Source organism: Candidatus Tectomicrobia bacterium (assembly GCA_016192135.1).
In the GTDB taxonomy this organism is placed as follows: domain Bacteria; phylum UBA8248; class UBA8248; order UBA8248; family UBA8248; genus 2-12-FULL-69-37.
On record JACPUR010000016.1, the window covers coordinates 19,221 to 33,688 of the forward strand.

Here is a 14,468-nt window from a genome sequence, read left to right on the forward strand (position 1 = left end):
CCCGCCGCGATGAATGCTTCGAAACGGGGACCGCTCGGGCACATCCTCTCCATTCCGCCACGATGAATGCATTCACCTCCTGTGTGCATGCTCTCCTCAAGCAAGCACATCGCATGCCGCCATTTTTGATCGGCCCACGGCAGACGCAGGGAAGGAGCCGTACCTCCCTCCACGGCTTTTCGTTACAGGTGATCTGGGATTTGAGACTACGGAAAATCCAAAATATAATTAATAGTCTACCTTCGACTCATATGAGAACAGTCCGGGAATTGGCCATCTACAAAGGAATGCACGACCTCCCCGGACGCTTTATCCGCAAACCCTGGCATCTTTCTTTCAGAATACCCTATGTTGGAATATCTAATATCCCCTTGGAGCAAGGAGAATTGATCGAAAATTCTCATATGCCTAAAAAGATAACTGAATATTGTAAAATTTGCTTACGGGTATTTTAAGTTGATTTTTCTAGTCTTAAAGAGCACGAAGGGATATAATAATTCTGATATGGATATACTTTGATAAGGGTTACGGAAAATATTGCAAATAATTCAGGAATATCCTGATATCGCTTTTTTGCGGAGGTATTCAGATGATCGCCCGAATCCTTCTTGTGGAAGATTGTGTGAAACAACGCACAATGATCCGGCATGGGCTCAACGAATTCGGCTTCGAGATCATCGAGGCCGACAATGTTGAGAATGCGAAGGAAAAACTGCGGCATCATATCCCTGATATTTTCGTGATCGATCTGCACCTTCCCGGCCGCGACGGCTTCGATTTTTGCGTCGACATTCAACAAGATCCCGCGCTGACTTCCATCCCGCGGCTCATGCTGACGGGGGATTCGACGATGGATAACCAGCTTCTTGGACTCTCGGAGTATGTCGACGATTACGTCACGAAGCCCTTCCGGCTGGAGCTCCTTAACGCGCGCATCAAGGCCCTGCTCCGCCGGTACAACCCTTATCTGCTATCTGACAACACCAGTTCCGTTGACCTTCAGGCGCTTCCCGAGAGCAACGACGCCTATCCGACTTTTGGCAGCGGGATCATCGGAGCATCGAAACCCATGCTGGATGTGTTCGCCTCGTTGAAAAAATTCGCCCAGGCGAACGCGCCAGTCCTGATCACCGGAGAGAGCGGCACTGGGAAGGAGCTTGCCGCACGCACCATCCACGAACGAAGCAGCCGTTCGGGCGGACCGTTCGTCTCCATCAACTGTGGGGCCATCCCCGACAACCTGCTGGAAGCCGAACTGTTCGGCTACGAGCGGGGCGCCTTCACCGGCGCCCACGCCCGGAAAAAAGGCAAGGTGGAAATGGCCCATGGCGGAACGCTGTTTTTCGACGAGATTGGAGAGTTGTCCTTGTCGCTCCAAGTGAAGCTGCTGCGCTTCCTCGAGACATACAGGTTCGAGAGGCTCGGGGGGATGGAATCCCTGAAAGTGGACGTTCTCTTCGTCGCGGCCACGAACAAAAACCTTCAGCGGGCCATTGAAGCAGGAACATTCCGCGAGGATCTATATTTCCGCCTCGCCGTTCTCTCGCTCGAGCTTCCGCCTCTTCGCACGCGGGGAGAGGACAAGATCATCATCTCGAACGCGCTCCTGAAGCGTTTTTCGCAGGAGGCTCGCATCAAGGTGGAGGGCTTTGCGCCGGATGCGCTGAACGCTATCCGCATGCACCACTGGCCCGGCAATGTGCGCGAGCTGGCCAATTGCATCCGGAGGGCCCTTGTGATGACGGATCACAGATGGATCCGAAAGGAAGACCTCAATCTGTCGAAAGGGAGCGATGGAATGAGGGTGGAAGTCCCCGGCTCGTTGCATGAGGCCAAAGAACAAACCGAGCGCATGTTCCTGGAGGAGGCCATTGCTCGTCACAAGGGCAACCTTTCCAGGGCCGCCCGTGAACTGGGCATCAGCCGTCCCACCCTGTACGGCCGGATCAAGAAATACAACCTGCGCCCCGATGCATTGGGCAATTCATGAGCGGTGGAGATGAGCATCACGCTGCACGGCAATGCGTTCGCCCCGCATCCGTCCGATGCGATCTTCTTCATTCCGTATGAGAATGTCATCCATCAAGACGCCCAATCCTGAACTCGCCAGGGTCCTCCATCCGGTCAGCGAGGAGGCGCGAGCCGCCTTGCGGGGCGACACGGTCATCATGCTGCTGATGGACCTCACGGGCAGCACCCCCGCGAGCGTTCTGTACCAGGCTGGATTGCCCTTCGTTGCGGCTCTTGACGAGAGTCTCAACGAGCACATGAGCTTCCTGCTTCAACGCGCCCTGATGCACGGGCGACCCGAAGTGACCAATTGCCTGGCTCCCGGGGCCATTTATGAAAAAGTCTTTCGGAAGATGGGCTTCACAACCTTGCTCGTCATCCCGTTTCACGCCGACCCCAAGACGATCATGGGGTTGTTCATATGCTCCAAAGAGCGGCAGGAATACTCCTCGGCCGACATACAGCTCGCCGAGCTTTACGGCCGGCTCATTGCGTCCCTTCTGGAGACATTCGAGCTTGGGAAGCTGTACGAAATCAGCAGCCGGACCATGCAGTTCATGCCCGGGGCCTTGCGAAAGTTGAGAGCCCAGGAAGACTTGCTGGAGATCATCCAGGCCGCCTTCCGCGAGTGCAAGCCCGTCATGGGCACGGATCGCAGCGTCCTCATCCTGCTCGATCCGGACACGAACGAGCTCCTCTTTTTCAAGTCCGATGCCGTCTCCGCCCGGTTCATAACCCGCCTCAAGAATTTTCCGGTGCCACACCCCTTTTTCCATCGCATGCTTCCTCAACCCAACCTGGGCGGGTCCGTTGTTTTCCCTGACGCCACCAAGGATCCGGAATGGGGATGGGTGCAGGTAGAGGAGGGGCACCAATCGTTCATTGGCTACCCACTTTGCTGTCAGAACCGGACCTCGGGTTTTCTTTTCTTCTACTGGACGAGCCCGCAAAGGCTGGACGACATCCGATATCTGATGGGAGAACTTTTCGCCGACCAGGTCGCCTGCTCCATCGCTCAAGTCCAGGCCAAGAACAGACAAGATGGTTTCCGGCGGATCACGGATAACGCCGCCGATCCCATTCTGGTCCATGACCTGAACGGAAAGATTCTTTACGCCAACCCGAGCGCCTGCCGCGCGCTTGGCTATTCATCCGAGGAGATCCTCGGCCTCTCCGTGGACGCTGTTGACCTGTACTGCCAGATCGCCACCTCGCGGCTGGAATGGGATCGGACGCGAGAGAATGAAGCGAAAACCGCCGAGGGGTTCTTCCGACGGAAGGATGGGAGCACCTTCCCCGTCGAGATCAGCCGCAACCGCCTGGACAGGCGTGGAAGCCCCGCCCTCATTGCATTCATCCACGATGTCGCGCGGTACAAGGAAATCGAGGACAAACAAAAAAAGATGATCGATGAGGCACACGCCACCAACAGGGCCAAGAGCTTCTTCCTCTCTACGGTCTCCCACGAACTGAGGTCTCCGCTCAATCAGATTATCGGCTACTGCGACATCATGATGATGGAGTCCCCCGATAAGGCCGAGATGCTCAAATCCATTCTGAATGCGGCGGAGCATCTGATGAAGCTTGTCGAGGACCTTACCGACATTGCGAATCTGGGCCGTCACAACATGCAGCTCCACTTGCAGGAGGTCCCCATCAACGAGTTGGTCAAGCATCTGACCGAAAGCCGGAGAGAGTCCTTCCCCGGCAAATTCCATCTTTCGCTCCGGCTCGACCCCTCCAACCCGCGCTGCATCTGCGATCCCACCCGGGTGAACCAGATCCTCACCAACCTTCTCGACAATGCCATCAAGTATTCGCCCAATGGGGGAACGATTTCCTTCGGCTCGCAGGAATATCCGACCGAAGTGTGGGTCTCCGTCAGCGACGAGGGGATCGGGATTGACGAAGCCGACAAAGAGGTCATCTTCGAGCCTTTCTACCAGGGGGACAGCGGCTTCTCCCGGCGCTTCGGCGGCCTGGGAATTGGCCTGAGTCTGGTCCGTTCCATGGTCATCATGCAGGGCGGTCGCATCTGGGCCGAAAAAGGCGAATCGGGAAAAGGCAGCACCTTCACGTTTTCCCTGCCCAAGTTTTAGGCCAACCGGAAAGGGCAGGAGACGGCTCTTGCTGACCCTCCTTCTCGCCCCAAAGGGTGGCCGGGGGTGCCGGCCCGCATCCGTGCGGAAGCTTGCGGCACGAGGTCCCGCATAGGCTTCATGAAGCCATCGACTTTCTTTGAGGACCTAACCGGGACGTGGATGGTGTTGGCGGGGACAACACATCGCATTCCCCCATTTTCACAGGCGTTTCACCTCAACTTGATATCCTTTTCCGCTTTTTTACGGAGTTTTACGCCCTTTCACGCCCATTTTCGGCCAATTTAAACCGAAAAATCCGCCAAATCATTTCGCAAATAACACGGGAGGCTCAAACGGCTCAGGCGCCCTCGACGGCGCGGGCCTCTACAGCATCGGAATTGGCCCGCCGGCGGGGAGCATCCGTCACCGCCATCGATCTCGGACCCGCGGTATTCGCGCCCGGCGCGTTTCCTCATCCTTTGTCTTTTTTCTGCTTTCCACCCTTCTCCTCCGGCTCCCTCGGAATGGCCCCGGACAAGGCGAACGGAATCCCTCCCCCGCTCGTGCCGCCACCCTCGTCTCCCACCACATCCGGCAAGTGCCTGGCATCGAGGCCGGGTTTCGTTTTGTCCTCATTTTTCTTTCGCGCGCCCGGGCCGCCGGCCGCCTCAGCCGTGCCTTTCCGTCTCGCATCTTCTCGATTCATTTTGGCCTCCTTAAGGCTTGAAAATTTCACCTTCAAGCAATATGGGCGGCTGGTTTTCCCGGATCAATGAAATGCCTGGAGGCGTGGGAGAGGCGGATGCCGCTAGAATCCCCTTTGATTTCGTTTCTCGCCGCTGGGGGCTTTTCCGCATGCTTCGAAGAGAAATGGTGAACGAGGACTTTCGGGCCCAACTGCGCGAATGGCGTGTCCAGCGGGCGCTGTGGATTCTTCTCATCCTGATTTTGATCAGCGCCCTCGCCGGAGCCTTCGGCGGGGGGCCGCTCAGCCGGGCGGTGGCGGGAGACGCGGCGGAGTCTTTCTGGCTGGAGTATGAGAGATTCGGCCGCTACAAGTCGACGAGCCTTCTGAAGGTGCATGCGGGGGAAAGGACGGGGCGAACCATCGCGCTCCGCCTCTCCAACGATTACCTGGATCAAATCGAAATCGAGAGAATCACGCCGGAACCGGCGTGGACCGAGACATTCTCCACCCACACCGCGTTTCATTTCGCGGCGGGCGCCGGCAGTACGCTCCTCGCCACCATCCAATTCCGGCCGAAGCGCATCGGCCGCATCCATGGGGCGGCCGGAGCGGGCGGAGCGTCCCTGCCGTTCGCGCATTGGGTATACCCGTAGGGAATTGCCCCGCCGGCACACATCCCCCTTTGGCCAAGCTGCCTCGAGGCGATCATGGAACCCGTCCTTCGCGCCACGGCGATTTACCTCGTGCTGATGATCCTCTTCCGGGTGATGGGCAAGCGCTCGCTGGCCCAGATCACGCTGTTCGATTTCGTCTTGCTGCTCATCATCGGGGAGGCGACGCAGAACGCCTTGCTTTCGGACGATTATTCGGTAACCAACGGCGTCCTTGTCATCATCACGCTGCTGATGGTGGATTTGGGCTTCAGCCTGTGGAAGGAATACTCCCCTCGCATGGAAAAGGCCGCCGAGGGGACGCCTCTCGTCCTGGTGGAGGACGGCAAACCGCTCGACGACCGCATCCAGAAGGAACGCGTCAACAACGAGGACATCATCGAGGCGGCCCGGCACCAATACGGACTATGGAAGATGAGTCAGATCCGGATGGCGATTCTGGAGAAGAACGGGGGCATCACCATCATCCCCATGGAATTGCCTTACGTGACGGAGACGATTCGGCGAGAGCTGGACGCCCGCTTGGGCCGCTCCTGAGCCTGCTGACTAGCGGCGCCATTTTCCCCGGAGGCGCCCGCCCAGGCGGTTCAGCCGCTCCATCAGGCGCTTTGCGGGAGGAAAATCGACGGCGAGGAGGGAGAGCCCCAGGGGAATCATCCAGAAGCCGACGATGGGCAGGAACCCCGCGAATCCGGAAATCGTCAGCAGCAAGCCCAGGGGAACGCGCAGCCAGAACAAGGAAGGCTTCTTCAGCCATTCGAAACCGCGCCGGAGCCCTCCGGCGGGGCCGCTTTCGCCGGAACGTGATTGCCGATGCGGGGGCATGAGATTTGGATGGCCCTGTCAGGGATGCCTATTGAACAGCGGACCGCAGGAGGAGGGCGGCGTGATCCGCGCCCGCCGCCGGAGCGCCGGCCGCCATCCTCCTGATGAGAGGATGGCGGCGCGGCCGGCTCAGCTATCTCCCTTGCATTCCCTCTCCGGCCCGTTCGATATCCCTGCCCATGCCTCTCCACGTCTCGCACCCGGAGAGCGCGAAGCTTCCCGCGAGAAGAACCGCGGCAAGGAACACCCTGAGCATCCAATTCGCCTTGATCATCTCGTTCTCTCTCTGTTTCATGGGGAATGAAGCGGCGTGTCTCTTTTTCAGCCCGGAGCGGCATGGCGCGGCCGGCTCGCCTCATCTGCCTTGCATTTCTTCTCCGGCCCTATCGAGATCCCGGCCCATGCCTCTCCACGTCTCGCACCCGGACAAAGCGAAGCTTCCCGCGAGAAGGACCGCGGCAAGAAACAACCTGAGCATCCAATTCGCCTTGATCATCTCGTCCTCCTGTCGTCTCATGGGGAAATGGAGCGGCGAGCGTCGTCTTTGGCCCCATCAGGCTCTCAGCGCCCCCGAATGGCATCTCCGAGGTTTTCCATGTCCCGCCCGAATCCTCTCGCGGTTTCGCAGCCCGTCAACGAAACCGAGCCCGCCAAGAGAGCGGCCGCCAGAAACAATCTGAGAATCCAGTTCGCATTGTGCATTCGTCACCTCCTTGCCTAACCACGAACCAGAGAAAAATTCTCCCAGTTCTTGAATTAACGTACCATTGGCCGGGGCCCGCTCCATTGAGCCCCTCTCCTGAAATCTGCGTCTTTTTCCGCTGAACTCCGTCCGGAAGAAACCTGAACTTTCGCTTCGAATGCGAACCCGCTCATGCCTGGGAGCGCATGCGAAAGCGGGGGCAGGGCTCTTCAGCCCTCGGGTAAAAAGCCGTGCGAATCCTTGCCCGCCAGCGCGACGGTCCCTAGATAGAAAAAAGGAGAAAAAACGCCGGCCGGTTCTTACCACGTTGAAAAGAGGGAGAGGTCGCCAGCTCACTTAAGGAGATCTTCTATGGCCGTATTCACCAAGCCGCATCCTCCCAAGACCACCCGTGGCGTCTCCCGGAAGACCCGGCTGGGCTCGGGGGCGCTGCAAGAAGGCGTGCTCGCGGGTTTGATAGGGGCCGCTATGATCGCCGTCTGGTTCCTGCTGGTCGATACGCTGCAGGGCCGGCCGTTCCACACGCCGGATATGCTGGGAAGGGTCTTGTTCCAAGGCGCGTCCCCGCTCGCGGCGGGGCCCGTTTCGTTCCAGACGGTGTTCCTCTTCACCTGGATCCACACGTTCGCCTTCATGGCGATCGGCGTGGCGGCGGCCTTCCTCATCCGGTTGGCGGGCCGGAACCCGAACTATGGGTTCGGGGTGCTGCTCCTGCTCGTCATCGTGGCGTTCGAGTTCACCGCCTTCTCCCTCGCCTTCGCCCGCGAAGTGATATACGCGATCACCCTTCCCTTCATCCTGATCGGGAATTTCCTGGCGGCGGGGGCGATGGCGTATCACTTCTGGCGCTGTCACCGCGGGATGAGGGTCTACCCTTGACGCGCCCGAATCCGGGCGAGCTCAGGAGAACGGAGCGCGGCGGATGAGGGTGTAGATGGCGCCGCCGGGGCGGAGGGCGCTGCGGAAGAGCCCCGCCTCTCCCATCCGGAACCGGGGCGGAGGAGAGAGCCAGCGGCCCTCGGCGGCGGCGAGCTCTCCCTCGAGTCCCGCGGGCGGGCGCCCTTTCACGCGGCGGCGGGCGAGGGTCAGGTGCGCGCGGAAGGGGCGCTCCTCGGCCGGGAATCCGGCCGCGTCCATTTCTTCCAATAGCCTCTCCGCGAAATCCGCCAGCGGCCCGGGGGTCCGCTCGGGCCCTCCCCACAGCACGCTCGGGCTCCGCAGGTGGGGGAATACACCGAAGCGGTCGAGAGGCATCTCGAAGGGGCGGCACCGCGCCGCGGCGGCTTCGAGTACATCGCCGGCCCGGGCTGCCTGGGATTCGCCGATATCGCCCAGAAAGCGCAGCGTCAGGTGGATGTTCTGGACGGGTGTCCAGCGGAATTCGCCGAGCGCTGGAAGGGAGGTCAGGGATTCCTGGAGCGCGCGGAGCTTCCCCGCTTCCTCGGGCACCAGGGGGATCGCCAGGAAAGCGCGCATGGGAGTCCCCTCGGAGCGGGTCACGCCCCTCCTTCCAGGACTTCGCGCAGGAAGCGGAGCGCCGCTTCGGCCGTCTGCACCTGGATCGAAATGCGATCCCCTTGGAAGTGCTGCTCCCGGCAGCGGGTGCCCGAGGGAAGGGACACGGCCATGAAAACCGTCCCCACCGGCTTCTGCGGCGTCCCCCCCGAGGGCCCGGCGATGCCGGTGACCGAGAGGGCGGCTTCGCTGGCCGCCGCGCGGCGTGCGCCCTCGGCCATGGCTTGCGCGCATGGCTCGCTCACCGCTCCATGGGCGGCCAGGAGATCGGCCGGGACCCCGAGCTCCTCCATCTTGGCTTCATTGCTGTAGGTGATGAAGCCCCGGTCGAAGTAGCCCGAGCTCCCCGGGACGTTCGTGATGCGGTGCGCGATGAGGCCCCCCGTGCAGCTCTCGGCGGTGGCTATCTTCCACTCCCTCCGGAGCATCTCGGGGCCCAGCCACTCTTCCAGCTTCTCGGCCAAAAAAATTCCTTTCCTTCAATCGATCAAAAGAGAGAAGTGGCCCGCGCGACGGCCAGAAGAACCCATCCGGCCGCGCCCGCGGCGAGGTCGTCCGCCATGATGCCCCACCCGCCGGGCAGGGACTCCAAGCGCCTCCAGGGCTTCGCGATGTCGAGCGCGCGGAAAACCACCAGGCCCGCGGCCAGGAGGGCGAGGGAAGGCTCCGCCCCCAGGAGGCAGAGCATCTGCCCCGCCGCTTCGTCGACCACCACCTCGGGAGGATCCTTCCGATCCACCTCCCGCTCCACCGCGCCGGCCGACCAGAGGCCGGCCGCCGCGACGAGGATGAACAGGACGAAGGGGAGCCAGGCGCCGGCCTGATAGGCCGCCCAGTAGAGCGCCAGACCCGCCGCCGACCCGGCGGTGCCGGGGGTCAGCGGGAACCGCCCGAGGCCCCCCAGGGTGGCGACCATCCAGGCCGGAGACGCCCCGGCGCGCCGCTCCGCCGCCCGCGCGTTCACCGCCGCCGCGCCCGGGCGGCTTGGCCGTTCAGGCAGGTCCGCGCGAATTCGCGCGCCCAATGGTCCGCCGCCAGGACGGCCTCCACGCCGGAGGCGGGGGCTCCGGCGTGGGCGTCGAGGGCGGCGCCCACCACGGCGGGGATGTCCATGAACCCGACTTCTCCCGCGAGGAAGGACGCCACCGCCTCCTCGTTCGCCGCGTTCAAGACGGCCGCCGCCGTCCCTCCCTCGCGCAGGGCCGCCTTGGCCAGGCACAGGCAGGGGAAGCGGTCGGAGTCGGGCTCCTCGAAGGTGAGCGTCCCCACCTCCGCCAGGTCCAGCCGGCGGACCGACAGGGGGATCCGCTCGGGATAGCTGAGCGCCTGCGCGATGGGGATCCGCATGTCGGGCTGGCTCATCTGGGCGATGAAGCTCCCGTCCACGAACTCCACCATGGCGTGGACGATGCTCTGCGGGTGCACCACCACGTCCACCCGCTCGGGCGCCAGGCCGAAGAGCCAGTGCGCCTCGATGACCTCGAGGCCCTTGTTCATCATGGTGGCCGAGTCCACCGTCACCTTGGGCCCCATCTTCCAGGTCGGGTGGCGCAGCGCCTCCTCCGGCGTGATGCGGGCCATCGCGTCCAGCGGCAGGCCCCGGAAGGGCCCGCCCGAGGCGGTCAGCACCAGGCGTCTCACCTCCTCCGCCGGCCGCCCCTGGAGCGCCTGGGCGATCCCGGCGTGCTCGCTGTCCACCGGGAGGAGGGCCGCCCCCCGGGCCCGCGCCCGCCGGGTGACGATCTCCCCCGCCATCACCAGCACTTCCTTGTTGGCGAGGGCGACGGCCACGCCCGCGTCGATGGCGGCCAGCGTGGGATCGAGGCCCGCCGCCCCCACCAGGGCCGAGACCACGACGCCGGCGCCCACTCCCGCGGCCACCTCGCGGAGCCCTTCCGCCCCGCTCAGGACCGCGGTTCCCTTCGGCACGATGCCCTCCAGGTGCGCGGCGTCCCGGGGATCGGCCACCGAGACGACCGCCGGCCGGAAAAGCCTGGCCTGCTCCGCCAGGCGCTCCCATCCCTTCCCGGCGGCCAGGCCCGCCACCTGGAAGCGGTCCGGATGCTCGGCCACGATGCGGAGGGCGTTCTCCCCGATGCTTCCCGTGGACCCGAGGATGGAGATGCGGCGCGGCATGGCGGTCACCTGGAGACGGTCCTATCGGCTCGCGAGCCAGTGCAGGAGATAGTAGAACGGCGGAGCGGAGAGGAGCAAACCATCGATCCGATCCAGCACCCCGCCATGGCCGGGGATGATGCCCGAGGCATCCTTCATCCCGGCGGCCCGCTTGAGAAGGGACTCGCACAGATCCCCCACCTGGGCCAGGAGCCCCAGGAGAAGGCTCGCCCCGACGGCGCCCGCGAAACCCAGCGCCGGCAGCGGGAAGAAGGCCGCGAAGAGCGCCCCCACCGCCGCGCCGGCGGCCAGCCCTCCGGCCGCGCCCTCCATCGTCTTGGCCGGGCTGATGACCGGGGCGAGCCGCCTCCGGCCCAGCCTGCGGCCCACGAAGTAGGCCGCCACATCGTTCGCCCACACCACGGCGAAGAGGAAGAGCACCGCCGCCCGCCCGCCCGGGAGCGCGCTCGTCATGGACAGGAGCATGCCCGCGCCGCCGATCCACACGATCCCGAGGAGGGAGGCGCCCGATCCGGCGATGCCGAGGCGCGGCTCCGCCGCCCCCAGCGAGCGCACCAGGAGGCGCAGGAGGATGAGGGTGAGCGCCAGGCCCGGAAGCGCCCCCCCGGCCCACCCCGCGAGCAGAAGCGCCCCCGCGTCGAGCGCCGTCTCCCACTCCCGGCCCGGCCAGCCGCAGGCGGCCATGAGCCCCTGATACTCCCAGGCCGCGAGGAGGACGAACAGGAGCACGAGCCAGATGAAGGCAGTGGGGGGAGCGAACCACACGACAAAAACGGCGGGGATTCCGAGCGCGAGGGCGCTCAGGAGGCGGGCCACGGCAGGCTCACGCCTTCCGGCCGGCCAACTGCTCCTCGGTCAGGCCGAATTTCCGCACCCGGGACTGGAAGTCGAGGATGGCTTCCTCCAGCTCCCGCTCGCCGAAATCGGGCCAGTAGAGGTCGGTGAAGTAGAGCTCCGCGTAGGCGGCCTGCCAGAGGAGGTAGTTGGAGAGGCGCAGCTCCCCGCTCGTCCGGATGAGGAGATCGAGCTCGGGCAGGTTCGCCGTGTAGAGATGCCGGGCGAGGTCCGCCTCGTCGATGTCCTCGGGATCCAGCTTGCCCGCCGCCGCCTCGCGCGCCAGGGCGCGGGCGGCGTCGGCGATCTCGCGGCGGGACCCGTAGCTCAGCGCCAGGGTCAGCACCATGCCCCGCTGGTCGGCCGTGTCGCGCATGGCGTCCGCGACCATCTTCTGGGCGAAGGGCGGGAGATCCTCCAGATGGCCGATGGCGTTGAAGCGGATCCCCTCTCGGAGCATGCGCCTCAGCTCGCGCTCGAGGTACTCGGCGAGGATGCCCATCAGGGCCTCCACCTCCTCGCGCGGCCGGCTCCAGTTCTCGAGGGAGAAGCTGTAGAGAGTGAGGGCCTGGACGCCCATCCGGCGGGCGTGGGCGACCACGCGGTCCACCGCCTTCACGCCCTCGCGGTGGCCGGCGATGCGGGGCAGGAACCGCTTCTTCGCCCACCGGCCGTTGCCGTCCATGATGATGCCGATGTGGCGCGGCAGGCGCCCGAGGTCGACCCGCGGATCGATGCGAGGTTCCATGAGCCGCCTCCCGGACCTACACCTCGAGGATTTCTTTTTCCTTGGACGCCAGCAACCCGTCGATCTGGGAGATGAACTGGTCGGTCATCTTCTGTATCTCGGCTTGGCCCTTCCGGGACTGATCCTCGGTGATCTCCTTGCTCTTCTCCCGGGCCTTCAATCCCTCGTTCCCGTCCCGGCGGACGTTGCGGACCGCGACCTTGTTGTCCTCGGCCATCTTCTTGAGCATCTTGACCATTTCCTTGCGCCGCTCCTCCGTCAGGGGAGGGACGGGCACGCGGATCACCTTGCCGTCGTTCGCGGGGTTCAGGCCGAGGTCCGCCTTCTGGATGGCCTTCTCGATCTCGCCCAGCGCGTTGCGGTCGAAGGGCTGGACCACGAGGAGCTGGGGCTCGGGCGCGCTCAGGGTGGCGAGCTGGTTCAGGGGCGTCGGATTGCCGTAGTAGGCCACCTTCACGTGGCTGATGAGGCCGGTCGAGGCCCGGCCCGTGCGCACGCGGGAGAGCTCCTGCTTGAAGCTCTCCACCGTGGCCGTCATCCGCTTCCTTACGTCGGCCGCTACGTCGTCCATGAGGCGCGCCCTCCGTTCCCGGTCCCGTCCCCGCCTAGGCGGTCGCCGCCACCAGGGTCCCCACCTCCTCCCCCATCACGACGCGGCGGATGTTCCCCGGTTTGTTCAGGTTGAAGACGATGATCGGGAGGTTGTTGTCCATGCAAAGGCTGATGGCCGTGGTGTCCATCACGCTCAACTGGCGGTTGAGGACCTCGATGTAGGTCAGCCGGTGGATGAACTCGGCCGAGCTGTCCTCGTGCGGGTCGGCGGTGTACACGCCATCCACCTTGGTGGCCTTGAGGATGCACTCGCAGCCCACCTCGACCGCCCGCAGGCTGGCCGTGGTGTCGGTGGTGAAGTAAGGGTTCCCCGTGCCCCCGGCGAAGATCACGACGCGCCGCTTCTCCATGTGGCGGATGGCCCGCCGCCGGATGTAGGGCTCGCACAGCTCGGCCATGTGGATGGCGCTCAGGACGCGGGTGACGAGGCCGGCCTTCTCGAGCGCGTGCTGCAGGGCCAGGGCGTTGATGACGGTGGCCAGCATCCCCATGTAGTCGGCGTTGGTGCGCTCCATGCCCATCTCCGCCGCCTCGCCGCCGCGGAAGATGTTGCCGCCGCCGACCACGACGGCGATGTCCACGTTGAGCTTGTGGACCTCGGCGATCTCCTGGGCGATGTTGTCCACGGTGGCGTGGTCGATGCCGTAACTGCGCTTCCCTCCGAGGGCTTCCCCGGACAGCTTGAGGAGGATCCGGCGGAACCGCGGACGCTGGGCCATTGCAGCTCCTTTCCCCGGAGCGCCTCCCGGAGGGCTAATTTCCTTCGCCGGGCTGGGACGCGGTCTCGCCCAGCTGGTACCGCACAAAACGCACGACAGCGATGCTATCGCCGAGGGCCTTGCCCCGGCTCGCGAGCATGGCCCGGACGGTCTGGTCCGGATCCTTCACGAAGGGCTGCTCGAGCAGGCATATCTCCTTCTTGAACTTGGCGAGCCGTCCCTCGACGATCTTGGCGAGGATATTCTCGGGCTTGCCCGAGTCCTTCTGCTGGGCGAGCAGGATCTGGCGCTCGTTGTCGAGGAGCGACTGGGAGATCTCGCCCGGCTCCAGGAACTGGGGCGCGCTCGCCGCCACGTGCATGGCGACGTCCTTGGCCACCTCGGCGAACTCGGGCGACGCTGCCTTGGCTTCCGACTGGACGGCCAGCACGGCCAGCACCCCGATGCGGCCGCCCGGATGCACGTAGCTCACCACCCGGCCCGCCTGGCCGGACGGCAGCTCGACGCGCTCCCCGCGGGCCACGATGATGTTCTCGCCCAGCTTCGCGATGGCGGCGCTCACCGCCTCCTGGACGGGCCCGCCGTCCGGCGCCGGCGGAAGGCTCTCCGGGCCCTTCTCGGAGACGTGCCTGGCCACGCGGGCGAGGAGCGCCCGAAAGTCGTCCGTGCGGGCGACGAAATCGGTTTCGCAGTTCACCTCGACGATGACGCCCTTGCGGCCGCCGGACTCCAGCATGGTGTACACCTGTCCGTCGCTGGCCGCGCGGCCGGCCTTCTTCGAGGCGCTGGCCAGGCCCTTCTCGCGGAGGTAGCGGACCGCCTCGTCGAAATCGCCCGCCTTCTCGCGGAGGGCCTCCTTGCAGTCCATGATCCCCGCGCCCGTCTGGGAGCGGAGCTCCTTGACCATCTGTGCCGTAACTTCCATC

General features: G+C 64.2%; 16 protein-coding genes. 5 read left to right on the forward strand and 11 right to left on the reverse strand.

The genetic code is table 11. The annotated features are described in order from the left end of the window. Positions 1–589 precede the first annotated feature (589 nt). Together HYZ11_06105 and HYZ11_06110 are read left to right on the forward strand one after the other, a co-directional pair. Positions 590–1,990, forward strand: a complete 1,401-nt coding sequence (locus tag HYZ11_06105) for a sigma-54-dependent Fis family transcriptional regulator (protein MBI3127157.1) — start codon at positions 590–592, stop codon at positions 1,988–1,990. 82 nt (positions 1,991–2,072) lie between these two features. Next, positions 2,073–4,109: a PAS domain S-box protein gene (locus HYZ11_06110; GenBank protein ID MBI3127158.1), complete on the forward strand. Its 2,037-nt coding sequence runs from the start codon at positions 2,073–2,075 to the stop codon at positions 4,107–4,109. Positions 4,110–4,563: 454 nt separating this feature from the next. On the opposite strand, the gene HYZ11_06115 is transcribed toward HYZ11_06110, so the two are convergent. Next, positions 4,564–4,797: a hypothetical protein gene (locus HYZ11_06115; GenBank protein ID MBI3127159.1), complete on the reverse strand. Its 234-nt coding sequence runs from the start codon at positions 4,795–4,797 to the stop codon at positions 4,564–4,566. A 71-nt stretch (positions 4,798–4,868) separates the two neighbouring features. On the opposite strand from HYZ11_06115, the gene HYZ11_06120 reads away from it, so the two are divergent. Both HYZ11_06120 and HYZ11_06125 read left to right on the forward strand, forming a co-directional pair. Next, the gene (locus tag HYZ11_06120) at positions 4,869–5,432 is read left to right on the forward strand and encodes a hypothetical protein (GenBank protein MBI3127160.1); all 564 of its coding nucleotides are present in this window, start codon (positions 4,869–4,871) and stop codon (positions 5,430–5,432) included. A gap of 54 nt (positions 5,433–5,486) precedes the next feature. Then, positions 5,487–5,987 carry a DUF421 domain-containing protein gene (locus HYZ11_06125; GenBank protein ID MBI3127161.1) on the forward strand — a complete coding sequence of 167 codons (501 nt, stop codon included), beginning with the start codon at positions 5,487–5,489 and terminating at the stop codon, positions 5,985–5,987. A 9-nt stretch (positions 5,988–5,996) separates the two neighbouring features. On the opposite strand, the gene HYZ11_06130 is transcribed toward HYZ11_06125, so the two are convergent. Beyond that, positions 5,997–6,275 carry a hypothetical protein gene (locus HYZ11_06130; GenBank protein ID MBI3127162.1) on the reverse strand — a complete coding sequence of 93 codons (279 nt, stop codon included), beginning with the start codon at positions 6,273–6,275 and terminating at the stop codon, positions 5,997–5,999. A gap of 1,054 nt (positions 6,276–7,329) precedes the next feature. Here HYZ11_06130 and HYZ11_06135 point away from each other — a divergent pair. Then, the gene (locus HYZ11_06135; GenBank protein ID MBI3127163.1) at positions 7,330–7,857 is read left to right on the forward strand and encodes a hypothetical protein; all 528 of its coding nucleotides are present in this window, start codon (positions 7,330–7,332) and stop codon (positions 7,855–7,857) included. 21 nt (positions 7,858–7,878) lie between these two features. On the opposite strand, the gene thpR is transcribed toward HYZ11_06135, so the two are convergent. From thpR to HYZ11_06180, 9 genes are read right to left on the reverse strand one after another with little or no spacing between them, the layout of a single operon-like run. After that, positions 7,879–8,454, reverse strand: a complete 576-nt coding sequence (gene thpR, locus HYZ11_06140; GenBank protein MBI3127164.1) for an RNA 2',3'-cyclic phosphodiesterase — start codon at positions 8,452–8,454, stop codon at positions 7,879–7,881. A gap of 20 nt (positions 8,455–8,474) precedes the next feature. Next, positions 8,475–8,921: a CinA family protein gene (locus tag HYZ11_06145; GenBank protein ID MBI3127165.1), complete on the reverse strand. Its 447-nt coding sequence runs from the start codon at positions 8,919–8,921 to the stop codon at positions 8,475–8,477. A gap of 59 nt (positions 8,922–8,980) precedes the next feature. Next, entirely contained in the window at positions 8,981–9,457 is a 477-nt protein-coding gene (locus tag HYZ11_06150) for a phosphatidylglycerophosphatase A (protein ID MBI3127166.1), read from the reverse strand. After that, positions 9,454–10,629, reverse strand: a complete 1,176-nt coding sequence (locus tag HYZ11_06155; GenBank protein ID MBI3127167.1) for a 1-deoxy-D-xylulose-5-phosphate reductoisomerase — start codon at positions 10,627–10,629, stop codon at positions 9,454–9,456. Before HYZ11_06155 ends, HYZ11_06150 begins: the two co-directional genes overlap by 4 nt. Positions 10,630–10,650: 21 nt before the next feature. Further along, entirely contained in the window at positions 10,651–11,445 is a 795-nt protein-coding gene (locus tag HYZ11_06160) for a phosphatidate cytidylyltransferase (GenBank protein ID MBI3127168.1), read from the reverse strand. Positions 11,446–11,452: 7 nt separating this feature from the next. Further along, positions 11,453–12,211 carry an isoprenyl transferase gene (locus HYZ11_06165; GenBank protein MBI3127169.1) on the reverse strand — a complete coding sequence of 253 codons (759 nt, stop codon included), beginning with the start codon at positions 12,209–12,211 and terminating at the stop codon, positions 11,453–11,455. A gap of 16 nt (positions 12,212–12,227) precedes the next feature. Beyond that, positions 12,228–12,782, reverse strand: coding sequence for a ribosome recycling factor (gene frr, locus HYZ11_06170; protein MBI3127170.1), 555 nt, complete (start codon positions 12,780–12,782; stop codon positions 12,228–12,230). Between the two features lie 34 nt (positions 12,783–12,816). Beyond that, complete coding sequence (locus tag HYZ11_06175) at positions 12,817–13,542, reverse strand: UMP kinase (protein ID MBI3127171.1); 726 nt, start codon at positions 13,540–13,542, stop codon at positions 12,817–12,819. A gap of 34 nt (positions 13,543–13,576) precedes the next feature. Continuing rightward, complete coding sequence (locus HYZ11_06180; GenBank protein ID MBI3127172.1) at positions 13,577–14,467, reverse strand: elongation factor Ts; 891 nt, start codon at positions 14,465–14,467, stop codon at positions 13,577–13,579. Position 14,468 lies beyond the last annotated feature (1 nt).

What these genes read in the sequence shown, in the direction of transcription:
- HYZ11_06105 (MBI3127157.1), top strand. Translation starts at nt 590, where the DNA reads ATGATCGCCCGAATCCTTCTTGTGGAAGATTGTGTGAAACAACGCACA.
- HYZ11_06175 (MBI3127171.1), bottom strand. Translation starts at nt 13,542, where the DNA reads ATGGCCCAGCGTCCGCGGTTCCGCCGGATCCTCCTCAAGCTGTCCGGG.
- HYZ11_06110 (MBI3127158.1), top strand. Translation starts at nt 2,073, where the DNA reads ATGTCATCCATCAAGACGCCCAATCCTGAACTCGCCAGGGTCCTCCAT.
- HYZ11_06115 (MBI3127159.1), bottom strand. Translation starts at nt 4,797, where the DNA reads ATGAATCGAGAAGATGCGAGACGGAAAGGCACGGCTGAGGCGGCCGGC.
- HYZ11_06120 (MBI3127160.1), top strand. Translation starts at nt 4,869, where the DNA reads ATGCCTGGAGGCGTGGGAGAGGCGGATGCCGCTAGAATCCCCTTTGAT.
- frr (MBI3127170.1), bottom strand. Translation starts at nt 12,782, where the DNA reads ATGGACGACGTAGCGGCCGACGTAAGGAAGCGGATGACGGCCACGGTG.
- HYZ11_06145 (MBI3127165.1), bottom strand. Translation starts at nt 8,921, where the DNA reads ATGCTCCGGAGGGAGTGGAAGATAGCCACCGCCGAGAGCTGCACGGGG.
- thpR (MBI3127164.1), bottom strand. Translation starts at nt 8,454, where the DNA reads ATGCGCGCTTTCCTGGCGATCCCCCTGGTGCCCGAGGAAGCGGGGAAG.
- HYZ11_06135 (MBI3127163.1), top strand. Translation starts at nt 7,330, where the DNA reads ATGGCCGTATTCACCAAGCCGCATCCTCCCAAGACCACCCGTGGCGTC.
- HYZ11_06180 (MBI3127172.1), bottom strand. Translation starts at nt 14,467, where the DNA reads ATGGAAGTTACGGCACAGATGGTCAAGGAGCTCCGCTCCCAGACGGGC.
- HYZ11_06155 (MBI3127167.1), bottom strand. Translation starts at nt 10,629, where the DNA reads ATGCCGCGCCGCATCTCCATCCTCGGGTCCACGGGAAGCATCGGGGAG.
- HYZ11_06125 (MBI3127161.1), top strand. Translation starts at nt 5,487, where the DNA reads ATGGAACCCGTCCTTCGCGCCACGGCGATTTACCTCGTGCTGATGATC.
- HYZ11_06130 (MBI3127162.1), bottom strand. Translation starts at nt 6,275, where the DNA reads ATGCCCCCGCATCGGCAATCACGTTCCGGCGAAAGCGGCCCCGCCGGA.
- HYZ11_06165 (MBI3127169.1), bottom strand. Translation starts at nt 12,211, where the DNA reads ATGGAACCTCGCATCGATCCGCGGGTCGACCTCGGGCGCCTGCCGCGC.